We start from the raw sequence: 6,097 nt of genomic DNA on the forward strand, positions 1-6,097 counted from the left end.
GCCCTGTCACGGGTGCCCGCCCAGCGGCATGTCTGGCGCGCTTGCGGTACGTCGGCGGACCTCCCCCGAGGACACGGCCGCCGTCCGTCGTTCCCCGGACAGGAGGCCGGGGCTGCGCGCGGAGCGGATGGTGGGTCGGTGGACGGTCCTACTTGGGCGCCTTCTTGCCGGTGACGCCCAGGTACACCAGGGGAGCGAGGTTGGGCTTGAGGTCCTTGACCTTGACGCCCCAGGAGGTGAAGGCCTTCTGGTGCTCGGCCGCCGAGGCGAGCAGCGAGACCAGGGCCCCGGCCACGGCGTTCGGGTCGAGCGACTTGTCGGCCTGACCCTTCGCCTGGAGTTCCCTGACGGCCTCCGCGAGCGGCTTGGCGACCGCGTTGAGGACCGTCATGCGGATCTTGAAGAACCGCTTGTCCCCTTCGGCGGCACCGAGCGTGACCACTCGGAGAATGGCGTCGTTCTTGCGCCAGAAGGCGAGGAATCCGTCGACCAGTTCTTCCGAAGTGGTCGGTCCGGACTTCCCTGCCCAGGACTTTCCGGCCACCAGCTCTTTGAGCTGGTCGGCGTCCTTGGCCATTTCCTCGGCGATTTCGAGGACAGCGCCCTCGACATCCGGGAAGTACTGGTAGAAGGTCGCGGGGGAGGTACCCGCCATACGGGCGACGTCGATGACCTTGACGTCCCGATAGGGCGACGTGCTGAGCATCTCGCGGAGGCAGTCGAGCAGCTTCTGCCGCGTCTCCTGTCCGCGTCGCCCGGCGACGCGACCGTCGACGGTGCGAACTTGTCCTGTCATGCCGTCAGCTTACCGTGGCACGATCTTGGCGCGATTCGGTGATGCGACTATTACTCCGCACGGGGGTTGGTATAGCGGCATGAACCACTTCGGACGGATATTCACCGGGGTTCGAAGCCCCTGTTTGAAGCCCCCCCGTGTGCTTGCGATCTCACAGCGTGACGGCAAGTCCGCTGAGGGGTGGTCGGGTGACAGAGCGTGACGATGACCGAAGAGTGCGGTGCCGTCCGGAAGTGGACGGTCCGGAGCCCCGGGCGCAAGCCGCCCCCGGAGCGGGCGTCAGGATCCGGTCGTTCCGTCCTCGCTGGTCAGAGGCCTGTCCGGGGCGTCCTCCGGGCCGGGACGACGTGTTTCAGGGGGTGGGGGAGGTTGGATATGCGCGGGACGGCATTGGAGAATCGGGTCCGGCACCACGCGGCGGGTGCGGACAACGGGGAGGTGGCAGCGGAGTGGACCAGCTGACGGCGCACGATCCGAGGCGGATCGGGCCCTTCGAGGTGCTGGGGCGGCTCGGCGCGGGTGGGATGGGGCTGGTCTACCTGGCGCGTTCCGCGGCCGGGCGGCGGGTGGCCATCAAGACCGTGCGGGGTGAGCTGGCCGAGGACGAGCTGTTCCGGGTCCGCTTCGCCCGGGAGATCGCGGCGGCCAAGACGGTCGGCGGCTTCTACACGGCGGCGGTGGTGGACGCCGACGCGGACGCCCGGGTGCCCTGGCTGGCCACCGCCTACATCCCGGCGCCCTCGCTGGAGGACCTGGTCGAGGAGTGCGGCCCGCTGCCGGTGGAGGCCACCCGCTGGCTGGTCGCCGGCATCGCCGAGGCCCTGGAGTCCATCCACGCGGCCGGGCTGATCCACCGCGACCTCAAGCCCTCCAACGTCCTGGTGGTCGAGGACGGCCCGAAGGTGATCGACTTCGGGATCGCGGCCGGGGTCTCCAGCACCCGGCTCACCATGACCAACGTCGCGGTCGGCACCCCCGCCTACATGTCCCCCGAGCAGGCCCGGGACAGCCGCACCGTCCGGGGCGCCAGCGACGTCTTCTCGCTCGGCTCGCTGATGGTCTTCTGCGCCACCGGGCACCCGCCCTACCGGGGCACCAACCCGGTCGAGACGGTGTTCCAGCTGCTGCGCGAGGAGCCGGACCTGACCGGCATGCCGCCCGAGCTGATGGACCTGGTCCGCCGCTGCATGCAGCAGGCCCCCGAGCGCCGGCCCACCCCGGCGCAGATCCAGACCGAGCTCGCCCCGCACCTCTTCTCCCGGGACGACGCCACCGGCGAGGCCGGGGACTGGCTGCCCGCCCACGCGCTGGAGCTGATCGAGCGCAAGCGGGGCCGGCGCCCGGCCGCCCAGCCGCCGCGCCCGCCGGCCGAGCCGGCCCAGCCGCCCCCGCACCCCCAGGCGCCGCCCGCGCACGTCCCGCCGCAGCACCCCGGCCCGGCCGACCCGCGCACCAATCCGGGCGGGCGGCACGCCCAGTCGCCGGCCGGGCCGGTGCACAGCCTGCCGCAGCGCGCCCCGGGCTCGGACGCCGAGATCCCGACCGCGAAGATCGCCTCCCCGAACCGGCACCGGGCGCCCACCGGCGGCGCCGTCGAGGTGCAGCTCTCCGGCGCCTCCGTCCGGATAGGCCCGGGGCCGCGGGCCGAGCACGAGCAGCCCGGCCCGAGCACCGCCCCGGCCACGACCGACTGGGTCCGCCGGGCCCCCGTCCCGCCGCCCCCGCCGGTCGCCCGCTGGCGCCCCTGGCGGTTCCGGATGTCCAACGACGTCTGGGGCACCCCGGTGGTCGCCGACGGGACGCTGTTCGTCTCCAGCTTCGAGGTGCACGCGCTGGACATCGCCTCCGGTGAGCGCCGCTACAAGACCCGGGACGTGGCGTGGGCGCTCGCGGTGGACGCCAGCCGGGTGCACGCCGCGGACGGCCCGCACCTGTACACCGTGGACGCCGCGGACGGCACCGAGCGCTGGCGCACCTCGCTGGACGGCTGGGTCTACTCGCTCTCCGCCGCCGACGGCGTGCTCTGCTGTGGCATCAGGGGCGGCGGCGTCCAGCTCCGCTCGGCCGCCAACGGCGCCGAGCTGTGGCGCGCCGACGACGCCCAGCAGGACTTCGAGAACCCGCAGTCCGGCCCGGTCCTGGTGGGCGGCGCCGCCTACTACTACGGCGGCGGGCGGCTGCGCTGCGTCGACCCGCGCGGCGCGGGCCTGCGCTGGTCCTTCCCGGTCGGCGAGGAGGTGCCCTCGCACCCGGTCGAGCGCGGCGGCGTGCTGTACGTGTCGGCCGGCACCCGGGTGTACGCGCTGGACGCGGCCAGCGGGGCCGAGCGCTGGCGCTTCGACGCCCCGGTGGTGCTGTTCACCCCGCCCGCCCTGGACGCCGACGCGGTCTACGTGGCCGACTACCTGGGCACGGTCTACGCGCTGGACGCGGCCACCGGCCGGGACCGCTGGCGCGGGGTCACCGGCCGCCGCCAGGGGGCCGACCCGGTGGTGGTCTCGGACGGCATGGTGCTGGTCGGCAACGGCGAGGTGCTGTACGCCTTCGAGGCGGCCACCGGCCGGGAGCGCTGGCGCTACACCGCCCGCGGCGAGATCGTCGGCTCCCCGGCGGTGGCCGACGGCCTGGTGCACCTGGGCAGCCGGGACCACTCGCTGCACACCCTGGACCTGGCCAGCGGTCAGCTGCGCTGGGAGCTCGGCACCAAGGGCGAGCTCACCGGCTCGCCGGTGGCGGTCGGCGGCCGGGTCTTCGTCGGCTCCAAGGACCGCTGCGTGTACGCGCTGGACGCCTTCTACGGCACGGCGGTGCCCGCCCGCTGAACCGCGGGGCGGACACCGCCGGACGGGCGCCGTCGGATCAGGCCCTGCGGGCCCCGGGGTGGCGGCTGCACCAGCCGTCCCATGCGGAGGAGACCATCTCGGTCACGTCGTGGCGGGCGGTCCAGCCCAGCTCGCGGTGGATCAGGTCGGCGGAGGCCACCACCCGGGCCGGGTCGCCGGGGCGGCGCGGGGTCACCTCGGCGGCGGTGTCGTAGCCGGTGACCTTGCCGATCACCGCCAGCATCTCCTTGACGCTGACGCCCTCGCCGCGGCCGATGTTCAGCACCAGGGAGGTCGCGCCGGCCGGGTCGGCGGCCATCCGCTTGGCGGCCGCCACGTGCGCCGAGGCGATGTCGGAGACGTGGATGAAGTCGCGGACGCAGGTGCCGTCCGGGGTCTGGTAGTCGTCGCCGAAGACCCGCGGGGCCTCGCCGGCGGTGAGCCGCTCGAAGACCATCGGGATCAGGTTGAACACCCCGGCGTCGGAGAGCTCGGGGGAGGCGGCGCCGGCCACGTTGAAGTAGCGCAGGGCCACGGTGGACATGCCGTGGGCCTTGCCGGCCGCGGCGACCAGCCACTCGCCGGCCAGCTTGGTCTCGCCGTACGGGCTCATCGGGGCACAGGGCGTGGACTCGGTGACCAGGTCGACGTCCGGCATGCCGTAGACCGCGGCGGAGGAGGAGAAGAGGAAGCGCTTCACCCCGCCCTCGGCGGCGGCCTCCAGGACGGTCTGGAGGCCGATCATGTTCTCGCGGTAGTACAGGAACGGCTGCTCGACGGACTCGCCGACCTGCTTCTTGGCGGCGAAGTGCAGGATGCCCTCGACGCCGTGCTCGCGGATCGCGGCGTCCAGGGCGGCGCGGTCCAGGGTGGAGCCCTCGATCAGGGGGACGCCGGCCGGCAGCCGGGAGGCGTCGCCGGTGCTGAGGTCGTCCAGGACGGCGACGCGCTCCCCGGCGTCGAGCAGCTGTCGGACGACGTGTCCGCCGATGTATCCGGCACCGCCGGTGATCAACCAAGTCATGTGCCGATCCTAGGGGCGCGCCTCGGGGATCTCCGGCGCACCCGCGTTCGGATCCGACCGCCACGTTCGGGCGAGTCGAAGCCACAAAGCGGACAAAACGGTGAAAAGCTGACAAGGATTTCCGTGCGCTCATGCCCGCGCCCCCCGGCGTGGTGACGAATCGGAGGCAGCCAGGTGCACCGTCGCAAGGAACACACCAGCCCCCTGCCCGGCGGGCGGCTGCCGGCCGCGGCCGTGGTCGCGGTGGCGGCCGCGCTGGCGCTGGCCGGCTGCAGCAGCGGCACGTCCTCCTCCGCCACCGTCGCCGCCACCGGCTCGCCCTCGTCCTCCGGCTCCACCCAGGCCTCCGCGGCGTCCGGCCAGTCGAACGGCGGGACCCAGCTGCAGGACGCCTACCAGGCGGTGATCGCCAACGTGCTGCCCTCCGTGGTGCAGATCACCACCGGCGACAGCCTCGGCTCCGGGATCGTCTACGACGACAAGGGCGACATCGTCACCAACGCCCACGTGGTCGGCTCCGCGAAGACCTTCACGGTGACCCTCGCCAACAGCACCACGACGCTGGACGCCGGCCTGGTCGCCAGCTACCCCGACTCCGACCTCGCGGTGATCCGGCTGAACAACCCGCCGAGCGGTCTCCGGCCGGCCAGCTTCGGCGACTCGGGCAAGGTCCAGCTCGGCCAGATCACCCTCGCCATGGGCAGCCCGCTGGGGCTCTCCAGCAGCGTCACCCAGGGCATCGTCTCGGCCACCGGGCGGACCGTCTCCGAACCCCAGGGCCCCGGCTCGCCGGGCGCCACCATCGGCAACATGGTGCAGACCTCGGCGGCGATCAACCCGGGCAACAGCGGCGGCGCGCTGGTGAACCTGGACAGCAAGGTGATCGGCATCAACACGCTCGCCGCGACCGAGCCGCAGAGCAACGGCGCGGCCGCCCCCGGCATCGGCTTCGCCATCCCGGCGAGCACCATCACCAACATCGCCGACCAGCTGATCAAGCAGGGCAAGGTCACCAACTCCGGCCGGGCCGCGCTCGGCATCACCGCCCGGACCAGCTTCAACCAGCAGTTCCAGCCGGCCGGCGCGGTCATCGTGGCGGTCACCCCGGGCGGGGCGGCGGCCTCGGCGGGGCTCCGGGCCGGCGACGTCATCACCAGGATCGGCGACACCCAGGTCGACTCGCTGAACGCGCTCACCACCGCGCTCGCCTCGCTCACCCCGGGCAGCAAGGTCACCGTCACCTACACCCGGGACGGCGGCAGCAAGACCGCCGACGTCACCCTCGGCGAACTGGAAGGCGCCCAGACCTCCTCCCCCTGAGCCCCGGTACGGGGACGCCGGGCCGCACGCCGCGCAAGGGTTCAGCGGGCCGGGTGCCGTACCCATTCGCGGTACGCGGCAGTCCTCTCCACACCCCTGCACACAGACCGGAGGTCCTGTGCACTCTGTGTACAC

General features: G+C 73.2%; 4 protein-coding genes. 2 read left to right on the forward strand and 2 right to left on the reverse strand.

The features are described from left to right. Positions 1-148: 148 nt before the first annotated feature. On the reverse strand, positions 149-796 hold the full coding sequence (locus tag ACFU7Z_RS34500; RefSeq protein ID WP_049651546.1) for a TetR family transcriptional regulator: 648 nt from the start codon (positions 794-796) through the stop codon (positions 149-151). Positions 797-1,245: 449 nt separating this feature from the next. Between ACFU7Z_RS34500 and ACFU7Z_RS34505 the strand changes: the two genes are divergently transcribed. Next, positions 1,246-3,618 (forward strand): PQQ-binding-like beta-propeller repeat protein, encoded by a 2,373-nt coding sequence (locus ACFU7Z_RS34505; protein ID WP_380781923.1) that lies wholly within the window; start codon positions 1,246-1,248, stop codon positions 3,616-3,618. A gap of 37 nt (positions 3,619-3,655) precedes the next feature. Here the strand turns inward: ACFU7Z_RS34505 and galE are convergent, their stop codons facing one another. Further along, positions 3,656-4,642: a UDP-glucose 4-epimerase GalE gene (gene galE / locus ACFU7Z_RS34510; protein WP_074003997.1), complete on the reverse strand. Its 987-nt coding sequence runs from the start codon at positions 4,640-4,642 to the stop codon at positions 3,656-3,658. Positions 4,643-4,846: 204 nt separating this feature from the next. Here galE and ACFU7Z_RS34515 point away from each other — a divergent pair, with 204 nt between their 5' ends. Next, positions 4,847-5,962, forward strand: coding sequence for a S1C family serine protease (locus ACFU7Z_RS34515; RefSeq protein ID WP_380781925.1), 1,116 nt, complete (start codon positions 4,847-4,849; stop codon positions 5,960-5,962). The last annotated feature ends 135 nt before the right edge of the window (positions 5,963-6,097 follow it).

This window comes from Kitasatospora sp. NPDC057518 (genome assembly GCF_042802075.1).
Taxonomy (GTDB): Bacteria; Actinomycetota; Actinomycetes; order Streptomycetales; family Streptomycetaceae; genus Kitasatospora.

Coding starts and splice junctions, on each gene's coding strand:
- ACFU7Z_RS34500 (WP_049651546.1), bottom strand. CDS start 796: ATGACAGGACAAGTTCGCACCGTCGACGGTCGCGTCGCCGGGCGACGC.
- galE (WP_074003997.1), bottom strand. CDS start 4,642: ATGACTTGGTTGATCACCGGCGGTGCCGGATACATCGGCGGACACGTC.